The organism is Acetobacter indonesiensis (assembly GCF_000963945.1).
GTDB classification, from domain to species: Bacteria; Pseudomonadota; Alphaproteobacteria; order Acetobacterales; family Acetobacteraceae; genus Acetobacter; species Acetobacter indonesiensis.
In genome coordinates, this window is the sequence record NZ_BAMW01000024.1 from 1 (window position 1) to 19,649 (window position 19,649).

A 19,649-nucleotide genomic window follows, 5' to 3' on the forward strand; every position below is an offset into this window, starting at 1 on the left:
CATCGCGAAGGGCATCGGCATCCCAGTGCCCGCGCCCCAGAAGCGCCTGCTGCCGCCATGGACCAGGATCTCCTGCAGCTTCCGCTCGCATCCATCCCGTCTTGCGTGGTTCATTGCCAATCAGAACGTCAAGGAAGGCGCACGCAGAAGCCGCAACACGCTTCTGCCTAAACAGCGGCGCGATCCGCTCCTTGGCGGACCGAAGCCCGGACGCCCACAAATCCAGCGTCTCTTCAACTGACGCACCGCCACTCATCATATCCTGAATCATGGTTACCCATAGATTCAGAACTCAATACAAAATGCAACTGTAGTGCTAGTCCTCAAAGCATCAGAATACTCACCGCGCTTCGGTTCATAGAGTAGTCCGGTCTTCCTGAAGACGATTTCCGCGATCTCGCGGTTTTGATCATTGCTCGCGGTGCGGTCGATCGAAGACACTGCCGTCTGCGAATTCGTGGCGGACGAGATGCTCAGGATGAGGTTTTTCTTTGCTTCTTCGTTGATCTGCGGCAACGTTATGATCCTGACCATCACTTCCTTACCAGAGAAGAGACGTTCGCGATCGATGTCAGATCTTTCGTCAAATATCCGCGCAAGGGTATATGCGGTCTGCCCGCCGTTGATAATCTGAGGATTGACGATCTCCACTTGAGCTCGGTTCTGAGATCCGACACGCTCGTTCACGTAAGTCTCATCCGAGACAATGGTAATCCCGTTATTTAAAATCGCAAACTCGCCGGTATCGATGTCGACGATGCTATGGTAGATTCCCTCGTTCGTCCGCTGCTCCCTGAATTCGAGATAAGACCTCGGATTATAGCGCAGGATGGAGTTCTTGTATCGTGACATGATCCTAGCGATTTCGATCGTCGGCACAAGAACGACTGTAACCTCACTAGGTCCGTGTGCTGTGATGATCTCCGCACTCAAGCGGGAGCGGTTGGACTTGTTGCTCAGATCAATCTGGAGCCGCATGCTTGAGGTGTAATATTGCTCGCCGCGGATGGTCGGCATAACCAACTCGCCGTAGCAGCGGTCGAAGTTGACGATGTTGGTCTCGTCTCCATGGAATAGCCGCTCGACAAGAACATATTGCTCAGCCTTGACATTCGCGAGAATTGTAACTCGTGTCTTGTACCGCGCGATGTCGGAGATCTTTTGAAGCTTTTCGATGAATGCCAGAATGCGACCATTGTAATTCTGCCCGTCGATGCTCTGGCGATGCCCATTAAGTACCCGGTCCAGATCGATCGACATGATCTCTTCCGGAGAAATATTTTTGGACTCAAAGTTGCTAGACCCGACCCTGAACTTAGACTGGATGATGTCTAGAATCTTGTTTTCAGTGTCTATGTGATAAGCGTCGATCCCACCGTCATAGCTCCCATCCGTTATCGTTAGTTCACGGTCTTCGAAACTCAGTATTCCGTAGGTCGCGGCCAGGTAGAGATGGATGAACGCTCGAGCTCGCGCCTGATTTTGCCGTTCTTCCGTACTGCTGTCGAACAGGGAGCTACGTTTCTTAACCCCCTTCCCCTGTCGCACATATTCATCAAGGATATGTGTCAGGATGGCGTATTTTCGAGTCTGTCCCGCATTCATTTTTGGTCCCTATGTAGCCGACTTCGTAATCACCGATCCGGCCAAAACTGATTGCTATTCAATATCGCGGGAAGATATCCATACAGCCGCCCGGAGACAATGTTCGGACGGTAGATAGATTCCAATTGCCAGCCGAGCGCAGTAAGATTGATGTCTGCTATGCGGAAAGCGATATTAGCAACTGTATGCCCGATATGAGGGCGTCTGCCGCCTGTCCGCTTCACGTTTCTTGAGCGGACAGGCAGTTCAGGGGGGAGAACGGAAGGTCGGCTTTATGTTTGAAGGCAATAAAAAGCGGCCATGGAAATTGAAAAGAAATGTCTTGCTGTCGTCCGACGTACTGTTTGCTACGATGGCGCGATGACTCGCAAGAAACCCATAAAAATTGCATTAACCAAGCAAGTCCCTCTTTCGAGACGACAGGAGTGGAAAAAGATATTTCCTCTTCTTTGTATCATAATGTTCCTGTTTTCTGGGGCTGCGGGACTAAGACTATTTCTGACGTCGCAGCAGCATACACAGATTGGCGGGCCTTACACTCTGGTTAATGGTCATGGGCAGACTGTCAGTCAGGCGGATTTTGAAGGGCATTATACGCTTCTGTATTTTGGCTATACGCACTGTGTAGATATCTGCCCGTTGACACTAGCGACCGTGTCAGCCGCTCTTGATGAGCTTGGTAAGCGGGGACAAAACATTATTCCCGTATTCATTTCAGTTGATCCCGAACGTGATACTCCTGCAGTGTTACAGGAGTATGTTGAACGTTTCTCCCCTCATATTGTCGGTCTGACTGGATCCGAAAGCCAGCTTCAGCCGGTTATGAAGGCATTTCATGTCTCAGCACGACGTCGTGCCCCCAATGGTTCAGGCTATCTCGTCGATCATAGTTCGCTCCTTTACCTCATGGACGGACAAAATCATCTGGTTGGCATGATCCCCGTTGATGCCAGTGCCCATCAGATTGCAAGCGAACTCAGACGGCTTTTACCATCCTCCTGATGTCAGGTCGGGCCTAATCTCGCAAACATCCGGTTTGCGAGAACCAGAACAAATAATGCGACCCCCAGTTCTGGTAGAAGCAGCCCCAGAATGACAAGGGTCGTCATACCGACAATCCCATATTTCTGAGAGGGCATGGCCGGCGGAACCCCCAAGGAGCCCACAGGTTTGCGTTTAAGCCACAACACTGTTGCTGCACTGCTCATCATCAGTAAGCCGACTGCCACTAAAAGGTTGATAGCCTGATTTATCCCTCCAAAAAGTTGGCCCTCATGCGCCGCTACACCGTAGCCAATGATCCGATCCATAAAGCCTTTCTGGGCAAACGTTTCCTGTGTCATCACATGGCCGTCGGGTGTTACCGTCACACTTTTCCGCAAAGGTCGGTTTTGTGTGTCGGAACGCACCGTCCACAGAGAGCCAGACGGTGTAATGATTACCGGAGCAGGCAGGGAAAGAGTGCTCGCAGTCTGTACAACAGTATTCAGGCTGCTTAGCAAGTCTCCTGCCGGAAAAGTGGAGACGGTTGGCATGTCCATACCGGGCATATCCATACTGTCTTTTACGGGAAGGTTATGTGGTTGTCCGACCGGGTACCCTGCTATGACCGTGGCGGCTGGAATCGCGCCAATTTCCCACTCCTTGACAGAGGTCAGGCGACCAACCGTGTTCTCGACCGATTGCAGGGCATGTCCCCAGACGAAAGACCACGGTAGACCGGACACCAGAAACAGCACCAGAAATACTGACGTCCAAACACCAGTGACCGCATGGAGGTCTCGCCAACGGGTCCGTCCCTTTGTTCCAAGACGTGGATAGACAACGCCTGCCAGTCCGCGCTGATGACGTGGCCACCACAGCAGCAGGCCTGTCACGATGAGCATAATGGTCCATGATGCAACCATTTCCATAATGACAGAACCCACATTACCCAAAAGCAACTGGCCGTGCAGCCGAAAGACCAGCCGCTCAAATCTGCTTTCTTCCAGAACAGTTTTCAAAATGGTGTGGGTGTTCCTGTCCACATAGACCCGCACGGCCTCTCCGTCTGGTCTGCTGACCAGAATACGTGCGGCACTCTCCGAAGTCCGCGGAAGTTCATAAGCCAGGAAAGCCCCCTGCGGCACTGCTGATAAAGCAGCCTGAACGTCATGCTTGGGAGAGGGCGACTGAACTGTGGGCAGATGGTCATATCGCCAGTCAATCCAGTCATCAATCTGGGGTTTGAAAAGATAAACCGCCCCGGTCAGAGAAAGAAAAGCCACAAAAGGCAGGCAGAACAGCCCTGCGAAGAAATGCCAGCGCCAGAGCGTGCGACGGTCTGGCCAGAGAGTGGCACTGTGTATGGTCATGGTACTATCCCTCAAAACCTGATGCGCACGCCGCCGAAATACGCACGGGGCGAGCCTGCGTAGATGGAACCTGTGCTGTTCATGAGTGTCGTGGCACCAGCCTGCTGACCACTGGCCTGTAGTTTATCGCTGATGTTGGTGGCACCTGCGATATAAGTCTGGTTAGCAACGTTCTGCACCTCGAAATACCAGTGCAAACGATGCGCCCAGCCGAACCGGGCGGGAGGATCATAATGCATTTCAAGATTAAGCAGCGCATACCCCGGCGCTTTCAGACGATTGGCGTTATCTAGCCAGTAAGAATCACGCCACGTAACTTCCGCATATCCGCCCAGCCCTTCCAGTAAACCGTCAGGCTGGTCGTAAAGAAAGCGGGCATTAAGAAAATTGGGAATGACCCCAGGGATATAGTGCCCATTACGGCTGAAGCTGCGTGAGAGCGTGCTGTTGGAAAGAACCTCGGTGTAATTGGTATAAACCTGATTATCGTAGGTGTAACTCAGTTTAACCCGACCGCCGGGAAGCATTTTCGGCATAGGTTTCCACTCCACACCAAGAACAACACCACGATGTTCAGACGCAGGTGCGTTGAAAGTGTAGGAGCCAACGGTGTTGACCCCGGCAGACTGGCTGACCAACTCATTTTTATAAAACTCGTAAAAACCTGTTGCCTGAATGCTGACCGTCGAGGAGGGGTGCCAGTCGGCGCCCAGATCAATACCGACACTTGTCTGGCTTTTCAGCTGTGTATTGTTCCCGTATTCCCCTTGTTGCGTAATGAAAAGATTGGAAGAAGATGGCGTGCCATAGGCTGTGCCGACACGGGTATGCAGTGTCCAGTCTTTTGACGGCGTATAAATCAACGCGCCTTCTGGCGCGAGATTGAAATAGAAACGATTGGCTGTGATGGCTCGCTGGCTTCTGGCCATCGCGGAGTAGCCATAGAGTGTTTCGGTTGCGCCAATATCGGAATATGTGCCGCCAAGCCCTACGACGATGTGCCAGTCAGGTGCAAAATGCCAGTCTTCCTGAAAGCGTACGCCAAGATTCCACTGGTGCCCGTAGCTTTCGGAACTCATGGCCCCCCGTGTCGCACCGCCAAGGGGCATGATGTTGTAAGTCTGCGAACCAAAATCGAGATAATCAAAACTGACGCCAGCAAACGTTTCCAATGCTCTGCCAGCAAGTTCGGCGTGGTTGGTGATGTCGCTACTGACATTATAGGAATTATAAGGACCGACATACGCCGTGGGCGACGTGGGTTGATCGATATGGCGCTGATCGTAAGTAAACTGGTTTCGCCACGTTGTGTGGCTGTTGAAATCATGCTCCCAGCGCAGGCCAACCACCGTGCGTCGATCAAAGCGGCCCAATCCGGCGGCTTCAGGACTCATGGCAACCTTCGCGCCATAGCGGCCATTGACCAGCAGATTGACAGACGCGCAGCCTGCCGCCGCACTGGACGCATTGGTGCACCCTTGCTGGTAAGGATTGGCCCGATACTGGTTGAGTGACACTCTTGCTGGCAGAAAAGCATCCGTGACGTTGTTGACGAATTTCAGGATAAGACGATCCGATGACGTCAGATTGACACGCAGCCGCATATTTTCTGTCGAGGTATTATAACGGCTATTGGCAATGAAGCCGTTTCCACGCACATCGCTGCCAAAGATCATCAGATCATAGTGTCTATTGCCAAAACCGAGCGTTGCATAATTGTTGAACATCCCGAAACTGCCGAAATCGGAGCCCAGTTCCAGTCCGTGGATGTCTGTGCCCTTTCGCGTGCGGAAATTGATGGCACCATTAATGGCGTAATTACCATACAGGGTTGAGGCAGGCCCCTCGAAAACATCCACACCCTGATAGGCATGAGGATCAATCAAATCGGCCCGGGCGGTCCCATCGGGTTGGGTCATGGGGAACCCATCTTCCAGAACCTGAATATTTTTAAGTCCCCATGATTGACGATCTCCTGAGCCACGAATGGACACGTTCGTATCGCGAGGGCCATTCCCCTGAGTGAAGCTGACGCCAGGAATGGTCACCACCATATCGGCAACACTTTGGCTAACCTGGTTCGCGAAACTATTTCTGTCGGAACTATAAGTCGTCTGGCCCGCGGGACGCGTAAGGGCAGAGGATCGACTTAATCCCGTTACAAGAATCTGTTCAGTTTTGAAGGGATTTTTTTTGGTTCTGGACGCAGGAAGAACACGGTTGCTCAAAGGTGGGCGAGGCTTCTCTGTGCCGACGGCAGCGTAGGTAGTGGTAGCCGAGAAAATGGCGGCAGCGACCATTGTCCCGTAAAACGGGAGTGAAAAATAAATAATACGAAACATGTGAAGGGACCTGAAGAGACAGCACAAAATGCTCACCTGCATGGCAGGTGAGCGGCTCTTTCAATTCAGATCAGGCAGGAGGTCCCTGCGGGCAGAGAGAAGTCCGTTTTGGTGTTGGCGGCCCCCGGATGAATGTGAACATCCATGACTGACGAATGGCAGCAACACATAATCCCACAAAAAGACAGAAAACGATGCCTACAACGAGCAGGTCCAATGCTTCGGACAGAAGAAAGCCGTCATCATCGGGGGCAGTTGAGCGATGGTGCTGTCCGTCTGGATCAGACGAAGTGCTTAGATCGTCGCAAAGAATGCTCAGCTTTGTAAGGGTGTTGAGGGGATCGTCGATTAGTGTCGCAGGGGAAGCAATTCCGCCAAATGTCAGGCGTGCAATCAGTGCAAGCAATACGAGAGGCCAGAAGGCCAGCAGGTAAGTTGGACTGTGAGCACGTGGAGTCATGTGTCACCGTTACATCAAGTTCTCTCTGTTAACCAGTCCATACCGATCGCTTCAATCCTACCATTCAATGACGACATCTCTGATCTTTGAGCAACATTGCATGTCTGATTCCGGATAGAAGGAGCAGAAAGCTGTCAGCTGATTTTACAGTTTGAAAGATGCCCCTAACAGATTTCATCTCCACTCAAAGCCAAAAAATTCCGGATCCAAAAAACTCACAATCTATTCATCGTAGTTTACTCACGAAATATCTGAGATGATCTGCAATAAAACTGGCTACAAAATAATAGCTGTGATCGTAATCAGGACGAAGATTCAGGATAAGTTCCTGCCCTGCATTCCGTGCGGCTTCCTGGAGCAGTTCTGGCCTGAGCTGTTCTTTCAGAAACTGGTCCGCCAGACCCTGATCTATCAGAACAGGTAGTCTTTCCTTCGCTGTCCGCACAAGTTCAAGCGGGTCATAGGCTACCCAACTGGCACGATCCGGACCCAAATAAGCACTGAATGCTTTTTCACCCCATGGTACCTGCGTTGGCGCCACAATGGGTGAAAAGGCTGACACAGAACGATAGCGGCCAGGATTACGCAGTGCGATCATGATGGCGCCAAATCCACCCATCGAATGTCCCGCAATGCCTCGCTGCTGCGTAACCGGAAAGCTCGCCTCAATCAGCGCAGGAAGTTCCGTGACGACGTAATCATACATCCGATAATGCGCAGCCCACGGCTCCTGCGTCGCATTGAGGTAAAATCCGGCACCCTGTCCAAGATCGTACGCATCGTCATCAGCCACACCCACGCCCCGTGGACTGGTATCCGGCGCGACAATGGCGATGCCCAGTTCTGCGGCCACGCGTTGCGCGCCAGCCTTGCCAATGAAGTTCTGCTCCGTACATGTCAGACCGGAGAGCCAGTAAAGAACGGGAACCTTTTCAGTTTTTGCCTGCGGCGGCAGGTAGATCGCGAAGTTTGCTTCCACACCCAACGACACGGACTTGTGTCGCCAGACTTCCTGCACGCCCCCAAAAGAGGCGTGTGTTTCCTTGCGTTCCATGGCTCTCACTGCCTTTTGCGCATGTCAGTTACCGTCCGTGAAGGTATAACTGCAGATCTTGTTCCCTGCCGGATCCCGGAGATAGGCAGCGTAAGCGCCCGGTAAGTGGCTTCGCGGGCCGGGTGCGCCTTCATCGGTTCCCCCATTGGCAAGACCTGCGGCATGAAAAGCCTCCACTTCGGCGGGTGTCGCTGCTGCAAAACCGATGGTGACACCGTTGCTTGAGGGCGCTTCACCGTTGCCAGGACGTGCAATGATGAAGGCTGGCTTTTCGCGGCCATACAGAATCCACCCATGCCCGAACGGCCCCAGGTTTTTTATGCCCAGAGCCGCAAGCGCGGCGTCATAGAATTTCGCGGATACCGCAGTATCCACTGCCCCAAGAAAAACGTGAGAGAAAACATCGTCACCGGAAATAACTGCCATGATCGTTCTCCTGTAATTTCCAACCATTGGAAATGATGTTGCGCGGTGAGACGTAGACCTTAGAAATGAATGACGGAACGGATGGATTTTCCTTCATGCATCAGATCGAAGGCCGTATTGATGTCTTCGAGCGGCATGGTGTGGGTTACGAAAGGCGCAAGTTCGATATCGCCACGCATGGCATCTTCGACCATGCCGGGAAGCTGGCTGCGTCCCTTGACCCCACCGAAAGCCGAGCCGCGCCACGAACGCCCCGTCACAAGCTGGAAGGGACGGGTCGAAATTTCCTGACCGGCCCCTGCCACTCCGATGACGATCGACTGCCCCCACCCACGATGCGCGGCTTCTAACGCCGCGCGCATGACGTTGACGTTTCCGATACATTCAAATGTATGATCAATACCCCAGCCGGTCATTTCCACAAGAACCTGCTGAATCGGTTTGTCATAATCCTTGGGGTTGAGGAATTCCGTGGCGCCGAATGCTTTAGCAAGTTCAAACTTTTCCGGATTGGTATCAATAGCGAAAATCCGGCCAGCCTTTGCCTGTCGCGCTCCCTGAATCACCGCCAGACCAATCCCGCCCAGCCCGAAGACGGCAACCGTATCTCCCGGCTGCACCTTGGCCGTGTTGTGTACCGCACCAATCCCTGTGGTGACGCCACATCCCAACAGACAGACATGCCCTGGATTGGATGCGGGATTGATTTTTGCCAGAGAAACCTCGGCGACAACCGTGTATTCGCTGAACGTCGAACACCCCATGTAATGATGGATCGGCTGACCTTTGTAGGAGAAGCGTGTCGTGCCATCCGGCATCACACCTTTACCCTGTGTGGCGCGCACTGAAATGCAGAGATTGGTTTTTCCCGACTTACAGAACAGACATTCACCGCATTCCGCCGTGTAAAGCGGAATGACATGGTCGCCGGGGGCAACGCTGGTGACCCCTTCTCCGACCTCGATGACAATTCCCGCGCCTTCGTGACCCAAAACGGCTGGGAACAGTCCCTCGGGATCATCCCCTGACAGGGTAAACGCATCAGTGTGGCACACACCCGTATGCGTGATCTGCACGAGCACCTCACCAGCACGAGGAGGCGCTACATCGATCTCGACAATCTCAAGGGGCTTACCCGCCTCGAAAGCAACTGCGGCCCGTGATTTCATGATTTTTTCTCCAAATAACCTATCAGCCAGCATCGAGGGCATTACCGGAGATAGGATCGAACGAGTGACACCACATTCTCGATCGAACCACTGGCAGCATCACGATCACCGGCACACTCAACAAATTCTTCCCGCAGGTGGCTTTCGAGAACACCGGCCATTAATCCGTTGATCGCTCCCCGGATAGCCGCCACCTGTTGCAGCACCGGACCGCAATCAGTTCCCTTCTCCAAAGCCTGTTCCAGCGCATCAAGTTGCCCGCGAATACGGCGCACGCGGGTCAGAACGCGCTTTTTCTCAGCTGGTGTGTGCGGCACGAACGCTTACTCCCGAATATACTACCCTTGAGTATCCTCGTCATACTATAGGGCAGTATGACGAGGATATAAGGGCGTGCTTGTCATATGATCCGATCACAATTCCGTATCGCTGAAATTTTCATCGCAACGTCCATGGGTTGCCCGTCTGTGTCTTGGGATCATTCAATAGGTGCAATCAGTGAGATCCAGACAATCTCTGCAACGAGGCTTTGAAGCGCTGATGTCCGCTATTTGGCAAACAACCTTGTGGTCCAAACGACCGACATGAGGCGAAAGCAGAAGGTCCGCTTAGCGCGGCGTAAGCAGACAAGCGGCAATCGCCCTCTTTGCGGACACGTGAGCCTATGAATAGCTTTCCGCGTAGCGGACATCAGGAAGGAAGCAGTCGGCTGGCAGCTAAGGCCTCTGGCGGTGCGGCGGATCGCGCCGTGACTGACCCGAGCCGACTCCCTTTGATGATGCTGGAGGTGCTCCGCCTTTTAGCTGGAGCCGAGAGGCCGGTTCCTTGGGAGCTGCCGCTCGTCACGGAAACCGCGTGCGGCAAGGGGCAGTGCAATGCAGACTTTCGGGCCAGATGCATGAAACACGGTTTGGACAAGAGTTGACGGAAGGTAGTCGTCCGCCGCATGTACGAAAGTTCCATAGGCCCTCCAGAAATTACATCTTTCCTATTCGATCAGTTTCATCATAGAATTGAACAATGTATTGTCTCGAACACCTATGAACTTTGATGTATGATCCCACATTCGGCGGCGCAGCACTCGCCCGACAGTTGAATAAAAGTGATTTTCTAAAAGAACCGGCCTTGAAGAACGAGGCCCACAAGGCCGCTATAGTAGCACAGGCTGTGGCGATTGCTCGCAATGGGTTTGCTTACTTGCCGTTGACCCCAAATAGCTTAGCAGGGCGAACGGTCTTCCAGGTCACCGATCTGGCAAGCGATCTGGTATTACGAAAGGCGGCTCAAAATATTCGTCGAATCACGGCGTCAAAGCAGGGAAGCCGGATCGAGATCATTCGTCGTCTAAAATTGTTCTGTGAAGAAGGCATTCCTTTCACCGTTGTAAAGATGGACATAAAAAACTTCTATCCTTCGGTTGATCAGGATTTTCTATCTATCCAACTAAACAAGAGGCTTGTGACCGCGCCCAGCACGGGATCGGTAATAAAATCCTTAATTAATCAATGTAGAAGTAATTCCGTGGGCGGTCTGCCCCCAGGATTGGCAATAAGTGCAGAACTCAGCGAGTTCTACATGCAGGATTTTGATTGCCATATGCGCGAAGTGCTAAAGCCACACTACTTTGCACGATACGTAGATGATATAGTTGTTATTTTGCCACATTTGGACAACCCCAAGGCACTTAAGAAATTAATTGAAGATATTTTACCTAATGGTTTGAAGTTAAACTTCTCAAAATCGAAGGCATATACTTTTGGAAATGCGAATATAAAGTCACCATCTATTGAGCATAGCTTCGATTATCTTGGCTTCAAGTTCAATGTTTATCAAGTGGGTAAAGACAGACCGTATTCGCGCCGAGTTGATCTGGATATTGCTTCATCGAAGGTAAAAAAGAACAAGACTCGAATTGTGAAGTCCCTTCTACAGTATTTATCTGACGGAAACTTTGACGACCTTAGAGATCGTATCCGTATATTGACATGTGGCTATCAGTTCTTTGATGAGCGGCAGCAAAAGAGACGAAGTGCGGGTCTACAACACACTTATAAACTCATCGAAGGCAATGCTCCGGCGCTTGTTGAGCTTGATAGGTTCCTTTCTCGGATGGTCCTTTCAAATTCTGGGCCCATTTGTGGATGGTTGGCACTCGCTATGACAAATCAAGAAAGAAAAGAATTGCTTAAGTACTCATTTTTCACTGGCTTTAATAACCGCGAACACTTCAGGTTTAGCGCCAGTCGGTTGGCACACCTAATGGGGTGTTGGAAGTATGCCTAGCAAGCGCAAGTCACGAGTGAAGCTAGATAAAGCGGATAAATGGCGCGTTGTACTTACAGATACATCACCGTTGGAGGTTCCGATTATCGTTAGCAACGATGGCTTCTACAAAAATCTTTATGGAGCAGCCAAGAAATCGGCGCATTTCAAGAAGATGATCACTGCTCTTGTGCTGGACGATGACGGTAAAGGATACACTATTCCTCTCAGGTACAATATCGTCAAGGATTCCCGTAGCGTCAGAACCTTGAGCCTCCTACACCCGAAGGGTCAGGCCATTTTGGCCGAGTTCTATCAAAAGTATGAGGAACTGATCTGCGAATATGCGGGACGTGGACCATTCTCCATTCGTGCGCCGAAGAAAGTTGGAAGTTCTTTTTTTGTGCCATCTTCGATGGAGGATAAAAACCGCTACAAGAACGCAACTGTCGATATGACCGGGCTGGACAAATTGGTCCGAAACCCGGCCAGCTACTTTTCATATTCAGGGTATGATCACCTATACAAATTTTTTTCTTCAAATGACCACATTCGCCTAGAGAAAAAGTATCGTTATCAACTGTCTCTAGATATAAGCAAATGCTTTGACAGCATTTACACGCACTCAATGGCATGGGCAACTAAGAGTAAAGATGAGGCGAAAGAGAATACATTCGCCTCAAGCTTCGGAAATAATTTCGACAAGGTAATGCAGCGACTCAATCACAACGAAACTAGTGGTATTTGCATAGGGCCGGAAGCTAGTCGCATTTTTGCTGAAATCATACTCGCCAAGGTGGATCAAAATGCACGTCGAAGTCTAGAGGAGAAAAGATTTCCCATACGTGATGGTGTCGATTACGAGTGCAGGCGCTACGTAGACAACTACTATGTTTTCACTAATGATCCTGCGACTGCCGATTTGGTGGAGCATGAACTATCAATCGCATTGCGGGAATATAATCTCCACCTGAATACTGGAAAGAGGGAATTCGAGAAGCGACCATTCTATTCAAAAAAATCACTCGTTATAGACGCGATCAACGAATCTCTCGCCAATCATTGGGAAAAACTCTTTGAGTCTGTCTTCTTGCCTGAAAGTGGCAGAAAGGCATTGTCTCCGAGACACATATACAAATACCGTTCGTTGTTTGGAAAACTCACCAGAGAGGTTAAGGCAGCATGCTTTGCCTCCGAACTCGGTTATGACGCAGTTGCAAACTATATAATCGGTGCCGTGCGCAGGAAAGCTATCGATATCGCAGAGGGATATGTTGGTCTTTCGGCTTTAAAAGATAGGCCTGTTTCCGATCTAAATTATCGACAGATGTTCTTTTTCTTGCTTGATGTTGGATTTTACTTTTTTACACTTCATCCAACGGTAGCGTCGTCGCTTCGCCTATCTCACACTATTGTGTGCGCTGCGCAGCATCTGCAAGAATACGATCCCGAAGGTTTTGATATTCTCAAAGAGGCCTCCCTTCGTTGGGCATCACAATTAGCTCGAGCGCCTAGCTTCGAAGGTTTACTCTCGAAAGAGTCAGTAATCCCAATAGAATTGCTCAATATTTTGATTAGTCTCCAACAGTTTGGGGCAGATGGGCAACTAGAGCATGATTTGATTTCACTCGCTAAACTGGACCGAAGGAGTGTGGGCTACTTCGAACTGGTCGTGAAGCTATTCATCTATGGTGACCGACCACAGTTCTCTGACCAGAGGGACGAAATCTGGGAAATTATCTGCCAGCGAGTTTCTTCAGAGAAGTCTCTGAATAGGTCTTCGGAGATAGTGCATCTTTTATTGGATGCGCTTGCTTGTCCGTATCTTGATAGAGTGAAACGAGCCGAATTGCTTCATGCTTCATGGAGTAGGATGGGCTCCAACCTCGGCAATTTAAGTGCAACGGAGGCCAAGACACTGGTTGACGAAATCCAACAGCAGCATTGGTTTGTTCGCTGGGATGGCGTCGACCTTTTGAATATGATCGAAAAGAAAGAGTTGAGCAGCGTTTACGCCTAAGATATCATAAGTGCGGGTGTCAGCCACGTTTTGCCGTAACTCGATTGCGGTACAGACATTCCGTTCAAACTGCGTGGACCGTATACAATCTGCGTAAGAGTTCGGTTTGAGCAGCAATGCACACACTTACGTTGGCTGGCATTCAAAAAGCCCTATTTTGTCGCCAACGCCCACAATCGTTCGTTACGCTGTAGTATCTGGAAGCTCACCCGAGAACTCCGCAAGGGGCTGGTTGTGTCGATCAGCCGCGACGTGAACGCCTTTGATCCACTGTTCGCTTCCTGCGCAAAGCGGTCGTCATACGCAGTTGAATGAAAGGCAGGAAACATCGCCTGGGAACTCCAAAGCGGTCAGACCGCCTTCCCCCCCTTAGCGGCCTATCTATTCGGAAAATGCGAAACAGGCACACAGATTCCGTCAGAACCAGCCACCTCTCTATTACGCCTTCGGTAGGACTATTCTGCTCCAGGTTGTTTTGACCGTCTCAATAGAAATTTTTCCTTGGTAGGAATCTGCATCAACGCGGCGACCAACTTCTGACTGATCTCGATTATGGCTGCTCTGCCCTTCTCATCCATCTCGATCATATCACCTTCATCGTAATAGTGCCCCAGGACATCATTGAGGACATTGTGGATAGTTCGTTCCCGGCTCACATCCTGATGGAGCTTGAGAACTGTTGACACGCGCGCAAGCGAGACGTCATTGAGTCTGCTGCCATCGGGTGCGTTGAGCCAGTCGAAATCGAGTGACACCTTGGCGGCCAGATCACCGTCCCAACGTGCCGGATTGAGTGGATCGGATGCGAGCCCGATCTCAATATTCCTTGGCCCACCTTTCTCAGCCAACACCATTTGCCAAGAAGCGATGTTAAATGCGTGATAATAGGCAAGAGTTCGCCCATAATCATCGCTTCTGACATAAATGAGATTGAACATCGGCCCATGGTTTTCCAGCAAATACTGATAGGCAGATTCAGGAAAATCACGAGCATCCACAGTGGTGAAGCACTGAAGGAAGTCTTCGCTCCCCTTGACGACGAAGTCGCGGGCTTGGGCAAAAGCCGCGTCTTTTAAAGGCATCGTCCCAACACGGGTTGCCAGCAAGACTAGGCTGGATTTTACCATCGAGCGGACGACTTCCTCACCGCCGCACTGGATCCGAGTGTGAAGTGTGCCGGGATATTCGTTCTGAAAGGAAGCGTACTGTCCCTCAATTTTGGCCCAGAAATGATCCTCGGTTACGCCTATAGCCGCTGCGGCATGAGCAACATATTTCCTAAATTCCTCCATGCTATCGACGCTGAAACTGACATCATAGCGCTCGTTGCCCAGTGGTGTGATAGTGAATGGTTTACCCCCAACGCGCTTGGGTCTACCACGAGAATCGAGAGTGATCGTTCCGGTCGATGCGAGGATTTTGGACAGACCGGGTGGAGGTTGACCGCTCCCGCTTTTCATCTGGAACATGTTGCGGAGCATGCGTAACTGCTCAGGCAGAACCTTGTCGATCGTCCCACCGAAGGATTGATTGCAGTGATTGCAATCAGCCCATTTGGTCGTCATTCGCCCACCTAGCGCGTCGAGCAGAATATGTTCAGGTTTAGTGCGAGTGCCCACTTCATTATCGCAGAAAATGCAAAGCACCTTGTCTTGTAATAACCTCTGCCGAATCATTATTAGCTCCAGTTACCCGTTGTGACGCGATAATTACGCCAGCGCCAACGTCACGGACGATTACAGCTTTTTCTGCCTTCAAAAGAACTTTTCGAGTCGGTGTGTGTAGTGAGCGGCAACAATATCGCACTATAGAGAGAAATCGGTCGTGATTAACAAACTGAATATGTTTTATACACGTACACTCAATTAAACGTTTAGCTCTAATTATTCCGTAACCAAATGCCGGATTCCGGCAAGTTTCTGGGATGGCCTCGAACAGGTTCAATATCTTAGCGAGCGTCGTCCATTTGAGTGTCCAGTTTACCGATAGCCTTATCAAAAGCAGACATTCCGTTCCCCCCCACTCCTGCCGTTTCGCAGATGTTGCTGTTTCATTGGGGCAGGCATAGGATAATTATCATGATGCTTGATGACCTAGGACCACGTATCTGCATTATGGGGCCGTCCAATAGCGGGAAGTCCACGCTGGCGGACGCGATCTCACGGGTGCGCGGTTTAAAAACCGTACATCTCGACCAATTGAGCCACCTTCCTCACACTGACTGGCTCTCCAGAAACTCAGAAGAATTTAAGGCACTTCATGACGCGGAAATTTTAAGTTCAAGTTGGATTATTGAGGGTAATTATTCTTCTTTGCTCCCACAACGCCTGGAACGAGCAACTGGATTTATCCTTCTTGATGTTCCCACTCCTGTCAGTCTATATCGCTATCTACGGCGCTGTTGGGTCAAGGGAGTGCGGCTGGGAGGGCTAGAGGGCAGCCATGACAGTATGAAATGGAGTATGATACGTCACATAATTGGCACCACCCGCTCCAATCGCAATCGTTACAAGCGTCTATTCAACGATATCAGCTTGCCAAAAGTGGAACTGAATACCACTAAAGCATTAAGCAACTTTTACCGCGTTAACGGTTTAAAGCTATTACAATCCTAAGGCGCATACCGCAAGTTTACTTCTGACTGCGTTAAATCCCATAAAAATAGCACTGACAAACAGTAGTCCAGCGATTGTAGTATATATCCAAAATCAACGGTTTTCCGCCACAAATTCTACGTCCGCTTCTACCATTTATCGCAAGTAGGTGGGCACACGGAAAAGGAAGGTTTTTTGTCGAGATCCCTTAATTGGGAGAAACCTAGTTTTCAGGCCGACCACCGCCACGAAAGTAACCTTGATCAGGATATAACAAGTCACTTAATTGGATTAAAATATGCCCGTTCTTCGTCGGACTTGTTTCACACCGAGGATGCTCTCCATGTCCGCCTTGGGGGTGAACGGGCAGTCGGCTTCTCGATTAAGACAACTTCGAAGCAAACGTTTATGTCGATCTCGCAGATGTTCACGTCCACTTGCAAGGCTTGACATTTTTTCGTTGAAAATTGACCCTATTTTCAATGCCTAGTCCATTTACAGGAAACAACTATTAAAAATTACGAATTAAGGAGATGATTTTATGAAATCAGGTTCAGAACGTAGGTCAATACCAAGAGCTCACATCTATATAGCAGGATCATTTTTTCATCTAGCCAGCCGAAATGAAGATGCTGCATATTTCTGGAAAGTTGGGAAAGCATACAATATTATTGACCGGTTCTGGCTTGCCCCCAACTCTTATTGCATGGAACATAGAGGACACGGTTATTATCCAAAGTATGTTTGGCATTGGGTAGAAAACGCAACTGCTACGGAAAGCAGGATATTGAATTCTCTTTCAGATAATATAGATCAAAGATACTCTAAAAATTTACCCTATAGTAGCGAAGTTGTATCCAATGTAAACGTAGAAATTATAAAAAATAAGATAATAGAAATAACAAAAACAGAACCAACATTTCATTGGGACGATGAGGATTACACTGCTGATTTATCAAAATTTCTTAAATCTGTCGCTCATAATGATAAAAAGCAAGCTTCGAAATGGGACGATAGGTCAATATTAAATGCTTTTATTAAGATGATGGGGCATGATTTTTCTTTATGAAAATGTGAACCTCAATCGCTTTGGACGATATTCATTTTCGTAAGCTAACTACGTCCGCCCTGCGGAATCGTAGACTAGCTCTCAGGTGTCTTCATTATTCTGTTTAAGGGATAAGATCTTCAGATGCATCCCAAGCCATTTCTATAGCCGCACCGGTGCCACCGACAGCTAGTATCATGACCGAAGTGCTCCAAAGCTCAAAGAAATTTGAAATTCGAAACGTCGATACCGTATGAGGGAACATTAACAGGACTAAGCTAATGGCCGTCAGGCCTCCTGCAAAGGCAACATACGCCTTCGCTGCAAGAAATACGCATGTGCCAACTATGTAGTATAGGTATGAACGGTAAGGAGGATTAATTCCTATTCCTCTAAGAAGCCCAACAAAAACTAGCCTTTTATACCATTTTGGTATCTCATTGACTTTCGTAGTAAGCCATGATTTCGCTGGTATTCCAAAGATGACAGTCAAAACCTTTACCACCATCTCAAGCAGGAGCAGGCTACCTAAAGTGGCCGAAAGTCCGTAAAATTCAGGTATAGGTTCCAACGCGAATTCTTGAAATTTAGCCGCGTAGCCGATTAACCTCTTTGAGGTTGATGCCTGTGATGAACCTAGTAGCTCGGCCGTGATTAGCAAAGCAGACATGACCACCAGAGGAAACGCATATGCGTAGCAGAATGCTCGAACCTTTTCGGGCTGCTTCTGGCTGGTATGAAAACAGAACCAGTACAAAAGACAAGGAGTGAAAGTCAGAAAAAAGAATTTGTCGTATATTGGCATCTCAGGAAGGGGGTTTATGTCAATGTGTGCCAACATCCAGCCGGATGCAATGAGGGTTGGAAACACCAAAAAAGCGCTAACTAAACCTTTATGCCGCAATAAAAATAATGCCGTATGATTCTTTGTTCGGTTCATATGGGGCCTCCGTGAGTTGAGCGACGCATGCCGGGACATTAGTGGTCATCTGGTTGACAGGCATGACGTAGTAGCTGTCCGGTCGGGAGCCAACGATAGTTATTTTACACTTTGCTGGCAGGGATGCCGGCTTTCTGCTTTCCCCTCATTGTTACCGTTCAATAGAGGTTGCTGATTTTTAAGGCACCCTGATCTTGTAGGCTCAGGCACACCTAGGACCAATAGAGATGTCTGTTTTCTACTTCCGCCTGCCCTGTTTTCGGTCGCATGATTTTACCCCAACTCTGAGTGTCATAAACGCGTGGTGATGGAGTTACGCAATGAATGATAACCAGACGACCCCGAACGATACGCTCGATTACACCAACTTGCGGATCGCTCTCGTGGCGAATTCGAATATGTGGACTTGCCGAACTTTGTCGCTGATTAGGGCAATCAGCGGCACACAGATCGACATTCGGAGCGAGACGCTTCTTGAAGACCTTGAAGGGAACGCGCCAGGGCATCTGGAGATTGGGCAGTTCCTTGAGGCGCTTCTCATATGGTTCTCTGGCGAGAGAGATCAAGCATTGGAGCAGCTTGCGTTGATCGCATCGGAGCCGCGCAGACTTATCGAAAATATTACCAGCCTTGAGCCTTGAGCCTTGTGTGCTGGGCCAAGATCGGTTCTCAGGTTCATTTCGCTTGAAGGATAAGCCTCGCCATACCGTGAAAGTTCGCGAGTTGCCGGACGGTGAGGGCGGAAGAACCATAGGCACAACAGAATATGTTTTGCCGAAGGCCTAAGCAAATGCCTGACAAGCAAACGATACGGCAGGACAGCCCCACAATGGGAACGTTGATCGTAAGCATGGTACTCGGCATAGCCGCGTTCGCGCTCGGCTACCATTTCGGCGCGTTCGACTCCCTTATAGCGACCTGGACGCCAGCAGATCATCAAGGCGCCCTCGCACAACTGAAGTGGGGATAACGATGGCCGACAACCAGACAACCCGAAGTAGTCTTAAGGCATGGCTGTCTGAAACGAAGATCTATTCAAACGGAGCGACATTTAGTCGCAAGGAAATCATTATATATTCAGCGTCATGTCTGGCGGCGTTACCAGTGATAGTAACAAGTGGATCTATTGTCGATGAATGGGCCATTCGTGGCCTTGCGAGGCAGTCAGCGATATTGACAGCGGTACACGCTATCAAGCTGACATTGATTGGTTTGATTGGTTGAAAAAGGTGAAAAAGATGACTGAAACTTTAGTCGTGAAGATAACCCGGATGCCCATTATAAAGTGTGTTTATGCAGCCGTAGCTATTATGACATTTCTAGCAATAACATTTGTTGTTCCTGATTTTTTACCAAAGACATCAGCGTCGGCGCT

The 19,649-nt window shown here is 49.8% G+C and carries 16 protein-coding genes and 1 pseudogene; 6 read left to right on the forward strand and 11 right to left on the reverse strand.

Annotated elements, in window-relative coordinates; genetic code table 11:
- Both Abin_RS07500 and Abin_RS07505 read right to left on the reverse strand, forming a co-directional pair.
- Positions 1-271, reverse strand: a pseudogene (locus tag Abin_RS07500) (IS701 family transposase); the annotation flags it as partial.
- A gap of 14 nt (positions 272-285) precedes the next feature.
- Positions 286-1,605: an AIPR family protein gene (locus Abin_RS07505; RefSeq protein WP_048845748.1), complete on the reverse strand. Its 1,320-nt coding sequence runs from the start codon at positions 1,603-1,605 to the stop codon at positions 286-288.
- Positions 1,606-1,905: 300 nt separating this feature from the next.
- Between Abin_RS07505 and Abin_RS07510 the strand changes: the two genes are divergently transcribed.
- Entirely contained in the window at positions 1,906-2,607 is a 702-nt protein-coding gene (locus tag Abin_RS07510; RefSeq protein WP_084593531.1) for an SCO family protein, read from the forward strand.
- A 2-nt stretch (positions 2,608-2,609) separates the two neighbouring features.
- Here the strand turns inward: Abin_RS07510 and Abin_RS07515 are convergent, their stop codons facing one another.
- The 7 genes from Abin_RS07515 to frmR form a co-directional block, all read right to left on the reverse strand.
- Positions 2,610-3,959: a PepSY-associated TM helix domain-containing protein gene (locus tag Abin_RS07515; protein ID WP_048845749.1), complete on the reverse strand. Its 1,350-nt coding sequence runs from the start codon at positions 3,957-3,959 to the stop codon at positions 2,610-2,612.
- Between the two features lie 11 nt (positions 3,960-3,970).
- The gene (locus Abin_RS07520; protein WP_255319342.1) at positions 3,971-6,301 is read right to left on the reverse strand and encodes a TonB-dependent receptor family protein; all 2,331 of its coding nucleotides are present in this window, start codon (positions 6,299-6,301) and stop codon (positions 3,971-3,973) included.
- A 70-nt stretch (positions 6,302-6,371) separates the two neighbouring features.
- Positions 6,372-6,761 (reverse strand): hypothetical protein, encoded by a 390-nt coding sequence (locus tag Abin_RS07525; protein ID WP_020936718.1) that lies wholly within the window; start codon positions 6,759-6,761, stop codon positions 6,372-6,374.
- A gap of 226 nt (positions 6,762-6,987) precedes the next feature.
- A complete protein-coding gene (gene fghA, locus Abin_RS07530) occupies positions 6,988-7,815 on the reverse strand; it encodes an S-formylglutathione hydrolase (protein ID WP_025829447.1) in 828 nt (275 codons plus the stop codon).
- A 24-nt stretch (positions 7,816-7,839) separates the two neighbouring features.
- Positions 7,840-8,241, reverse strand: coding sequence for a VOC family protein (locus Abin_RS07535; protein ID WP_048845750.1), 402 nt, complete (start codon positions 8,239-8,241; stop codon positions 7,840-7,842).
- 59 nt (positions 8,242-8,300) lie between these two features.
- On the reverse strand, positions 8,301-9,410 hold the full coding sequence (locus Abin_RS07540; protein WP_003618980.1) for an S-(hydroxymethyl)glutathione dehydrogenase/class III alcohol dehydrogenase: 1,110 nt from the start codon (positions 9,408-9,410) through the stop codon (positions 8,301-8,303).
- 41 nt (positions 9,411-9,451) lie between these two features.
- Positions 9,452-9,727: a formaldehyde-responsive transcriptional repressor FrmR gene (frmR, locus tag Abin_RS07545; RefSeq protein WP_025829448.1), complete on the reverse strand. Its 276-nt coding sequence runs from the start codon at positions 9,725-9,727 to the stop codon at positions 9,452-9,454.
- A 733-nt stretch (positions 9,728-10,460) separates the two neighbouring features.
- On the opposite strand from frmR, the gene drt3a reads away from it, so the two are divergent.
- The gene (gene drt3a, locus Abin_RS07550; protein ID WP_048845752.1) at positions 10,461-11,693 is read left to right on the forward strand and encodes an antiviral reverse transcriptase Drt3a; all 1,233 of its coding nucleotides are present in this window, start codon (positions 10,461-10,463) and stop codon (positions 11,691-11,693) included.
- A complete protein-coding gene (gene drt3b, locus Abin_RS07555) occupies positions 11,686-13,692 on the forward strand; it encodes an antiviral reverse transcriptase Drt3b (RefSeq protein WP_146867676.1) in 2,007 nt (668 codons plus the stop codon). The genes drt3a and drt3b overlap by 8 nt, the downstream gene beginning before the upstream one ends.
- Before the next feature lie 455 nt (positions 13,693-14,147).
- Here the strand turns inward: drt3b and Abin_RS07560 are convergent, their stop codons facing one another.
- A complete protein-coding gene (locus tag Abin_RS07560) occupies positions 14,148-15,368 on the reverse strand; it encodes an HNH endonuclease (RefSeq protein WP_048845754.1) in 1,221 nt (406 codons plus the stop codon).
- Between the two features lie 363 nt (positions 15,369-15,731).
- Here Abin_RS07560 and Abin_RS07565 point away from each other — a divergent pair, with 363 nt between their 5' ends.
- Together Abin_RS07565 and Abin_RS07570 are read left to right on the forward strand one after the other, a co-directional pair.
- Entirely contained in the window at positions 15,732-16,307 is a 576-nt protein-coding gene (locus tag Abin_RS07565) for a P-loop NTPase family protein (RefSeq protein ID WP_146867679.1), read from the forward strand.
- Between the two features lie 520 nt (positions 16,308-16,827).
- Positions 16,828-17,355, forward strand: coding sequence for a hypothetical protein (locus Abin_RS07570; protein ID WP_146867675.1), 528 nt, complete (start codon positions 16,828-16,830; stop codon positions 17,353-17,355).
- 103 nt (positions 17,356-17,458) lie between these two features.
- On the opposite strand, the gene Abin_RS07575 is transcribed toward Abin_RS07570, so the two are convergent.
- Positions 17,459-18,274 carry a hypothetical protein gene (locus Abin_RS07575; protein WP_048845755.1) on the reverse strand — a complete coding sequence of 272 codons (816 nt, stop codon included), beginning with the start codon at positions 18,272-18,274 and terminating at the stop codon, positions 17,459-17,461.
- A 320-nt stretch (positions 18,275-18,594) separates the two neighbouring features.
- Between Abin_RS07575 and Abin_RS07580 the strand changes: the two genes are divergently transcribed.
- Positions 18,595-18,915, forward strand: coding sequence for a hypothetical protein (locus tag Abin_RS07580; RefSeq protein WP_048845756.1), 321 nt, complete (start codon positions 18,595-18,597; stop codon positions 18,913-18,915).
- Positions 18,916-19,649: the final 734 nt, after the last annotated feature.

What these genes read in the sequence shown, in the direction of transcription:
- Abin_RS07535 (WP_048845750.1), bottom strand. Translation starts at nt 8,241, where the DNA reads ATGGCAGTTATTTCCGGTGACGATGTTTTCTCTCACGTTTTTCTTGGG.
- Abin_RS07505 (WP_048845748.1), bottom strand. Translation starts at nt 1,605, where the DNA reads ATGAATGCGGGACAGACTCGAAAATACGCCATCCTGACACATATCCTT.
- Abin_RS07510 (WP_084593531.1), top strand. Translation starts at nt 1,906, where the DNA reads ATGGAAATTGAAAAGAAATGTCTTGCTGTCGTCCGACGTACTGTTTGC.
- Abin_RS07575 (WP_048845755.1), bottom strand. Translation starts at nt 18,274, where the DNA reads ATGAACCGAACAAAGAATCATACGGCATTATTTTTATTGCGGCATAAA.
- drt3a (WP_048845752.1), top strand. Translation starts at nt 10,461, where the DNA reads ATGTATGATCCCACATTCGGCGGCGCAGCACTCGCCCGACAGTTGAAT.
- drt3b (WP_146867676.1), top strand. Translation starts at nt 11,686, where the DNA reads ATGCCTAGCAAGCGCAAGTCACGAGTGAAGCTAGATAAAGCGGATAAA.
- Abin_RS07520 (WP_255319342.1), bottom strand. Translation starts at nt 6,301, where the DNA reads ATGTTTCGTATTATTTATTTTTCACTCCCGTTTTACGGGACAATGGTC.
- Abin_RS07525 (WP_020936718.1), bottom strand. Translation starts at nt 6,761, where the DNA reads ATGACTCCACGTGCTCACAGTCCAACTTACCTGCTGGCCTTCTGGCCT.
- Abin_RS07580 (WP_048845756.1), top strand. Translation starts at nt 18,595, where the DNA reads ATGAATGATAACCAGACGACCCCGAACGATACGCTCGATTACACCAAC.
- Abin_RS07570 (WP_146867675.1), top strand. Translation starts at nt 16,828, where the DNA reads ATGAAATCAGGTTCAGAACGTAGGTCAATACCAAGAGCTCACATCTAT.
- Abin_RS07565 (WP_146867679.1), top strand. Translation starts at nt 15,732, where the DNA reads ATGTTGCTGTTTCATTGGGGCAGGCATAGGATAATTATCATGATGCTT.
- Abin_RS07515 (WP_048845749.1), bottom strand. Translation starts at nt 3,959, where the DNA reads ATGACCATACACAGTGCCACTCTCTGGCCAGACCGTCGCACGCTCTGG.
- fghA (WP_025829447.1), bottom strand. Translation starts at nt 7,815, where the DNA reads ATGGAACGCAAGGAAACACACGCCTCTTTTGGGGGCGTGCAGGAAGTC.
- Abin_RS07540 (WP_003618980.1), bottom strand. Translation starts at nt 9,410, where the DNA reads ATGAAATCACGGGCCGCAGTTGCTTTCGAGGCGGGTAAGCCCCTTGAG.
- Abin_RS07560 (WP_048845754.1), bottom strand. Translation starts at nt 15,368, where the DNA reads ATGATTCGGCAGAGGTTATTACAAGACAAGGTGCTTTGCATTTTCTGC.